Raw genomic sequence first — 2,383 nt, 5'->3', positions numbered from 1 at the left:
TCTTTTAATTCCTTAACTCCTGACAAGGCGTCTCCAGCATCGTCAAAATACCGTTGGATTTGTTGGTCTGTAAGTTGCCTATAGAAAACAGCAGTTTGAAATTGAAGCTTCTCTGAAATTTTGTGGTAATCTCGAATTCGAGAGCAAACCACCATTTCGGTTTCTTTATAGTTTACTATAAACTGATTGATTGCTCTAATGCAATCTCCTCTTTTGCTTTCTCTGACTTCATCTAAACCATCTAATAAAAGTAGTAGTTGCTGATTTTTTACCCAATCCTTACACTGCTTTTCAGAAAACTGATAGATTCTATTCAGTTCCGTAACCAGCCACTGGGCTAAGGGTTTTGGCTCTTTCTCCCCAGCCCAACTGGAAAGGTTGAGCACTACAGGAATTGGTAGGGTTGTGTTTTTCCTGGCATCACTGATTAATTCATCAGCAATTTCGAGAAGTGCGGTGGTCTTACCTGACCCCGATCTACCAAGAATCAGCATTGTTCTGGTGTTTTCAAGTTCCCCAAATACGTCAATTGCTCTAGTTCCTTCAGGCAGATCTTGTCTTTGCCGACTTGAATTTGCTCCTTGTTGACTTGAGGGATTGATCACGGCGCTAGGGTCTTCAATTAGACCCAATTCAAGGGTTTCTTCGATATGTAAAGACTTCTTAAGAACACCTTGAATCCAGAATTTTTCTACCCGCTTAAGTAAGGTTTCACGGGGACTAGCTTTCTTGCTGGCAATATCAATTTTCATTAATTGCAAGAGAGATCCTACTATCCCCCAGGAACTGACAGGAGCTGGAGTTGAGGGCATAGTGTCCGTATCTGAGAGTCCCCGTAACTGTTTCCAGGTGATGCTTTCTTTAGCTAGATTGTGATGAATGACTGGTAGCCAACTGACTTTTGGTAGTTTATTTTTGTTCTTTTTGATATAGCTCTGTAGCTTGATTCTAGCTTCCTGTACAGAGCGATATAGAGATAAATGCGTAGTGAAAAATCCCAGAAAATATTTGAGAAACTCTTGTGCCACTTGATCAGGAACGGGTTCTCGCCAAACAATAATCTGAGCAATATCTAAATCTGCGAGTTGACGTGCTAATCCCAGTCCATTGCAGGAATTAAAAATAGCCAACTTCATACCTTGCTCAATGGCTCTTTCCATCGTCTCTCTAATCGTTTGAATATCTAGAGATTCTTCTGAATTAATTTTGAGCAAGCCAGTTTGACCATCTTCTTGAACATCACTATGTCCAGCAAAAAATAGAATATCCCAAGATTTATTTAAAAATGATTCCAATTCTTCAAGAGTTGGCTGTCGCAGAAAAACACAATATGCTCCTGGTATCTTTCGGAGTAATCGTCTATCAGCTTCCACATCAATACCTTGACCGCTGTCTCCTAAAATACATAAGATTTTGACCCGTTTCGGTCTTTGGGAATTTGAGTTCTGGTCAGTAACAATAGCAGCGGCAATTTGCTCTGATGCAGCGAAGGAGAGAGCAACATCACCAAAACAGTCATCAATAAACAAGTCCCAGCAGTGCCAGGGTAGTTTGTGTAATATATTTTTGGTGGATTCAGAGGTAATCTCATGTGTTTGAACAACGACCTGAATTTCATCCTGGGAGTTTAGATCGAGAATTTGTTCGAGTTGTTGTTTTGTAGTCCTCAGCCAATGATTGAGATCGTTGCGTAAAAGATCAAGGGACTGATCACACTTAGCTATGTACTCAGGGATAGAAAACCGAGGACGTATAGTCCGTATAATACCTCTAGAATCCTCATCCCTAGAAGACTCCAGAAGGGTTTTATATTTATCCTGCCATTCCTGATAATACCTGAGAATTTCTGGGATTTGAGGTAGTTGACAGTATATCTGTCTGTAGTTCTCTGGATCATTTTTACCTTCCTCCACAATCTTGATGGTAGCTTGACCAAAACCTCGCTGAAAATTGCCATCTTCTGGGATAATAATAACTGTCTTACTCATTTTATTTGCCTTTGTGTAGAGCTAAGCAACAAATTCCTCAGTTACAGATTCATCATTTAGATAAATTTGAACAGTGACTAGTTTTCCTGGAAGTTCAGTTAAGGCAATCTGAATCCAACTGTCTGCTTCCTGGGCTTCTACTTCCTCACTATCTGACTCAAGCATGACTTTTAATTTTAAACCCAAAGGCAAAAACTCATTCTTTTCTGTAGGATGAACTTGAAATAAAAATCCCACCTCTTGATTTTCTGCCAACCATTGACTCACTACTAAATCTACTTGTTGAGAATCTGCTGATAAACCTAGAGTAATTTTTTTAGCCCGTTCAATAACATCATCGTTTATTTCTAGATTTCTAAATGCAAATTGTCTAGGTGCCAGGACAGCATCTACAG

2 protein-coding genes are annotated in these 2,383 nt (G+C 39.6%); both read right to left on the bottom strand.

From position 1 onward, the window contains the following. On the bottom strand, positions 1-1,988 hold a 1,988-nt coding region (locus F6K37_RS38410; protein WP_287256365.1), incomplete at its 3' end, for an NACHT domain-containing protein. Positions 1,989-2,009: 21 nt separating this feature from the next. Further along, positions 2,010-2,383 (bottom strand): DUF1822 family protein (locus tag F6K37_RS38405; RefSeq protein ID WP_287256363.1); only part of this gene is annotated, 374 nt, incomplete at its 5' end.

The sequence above is a fragment of the Moorena sp. SIO4E2 genome, assembly GCF_010671945.1.
Lineage (GTDB): Bacteria > Cyanobacteriota > Cyanobacteriia > Cyanobacteriales > Coleofasciculaceae > Moorena > Moorena producens.
The sequence above is the reverse complement of the archived record's forward strand: the minus strand, read 5'-3'. Positions and strand labels throughout refer to the sequence as shown.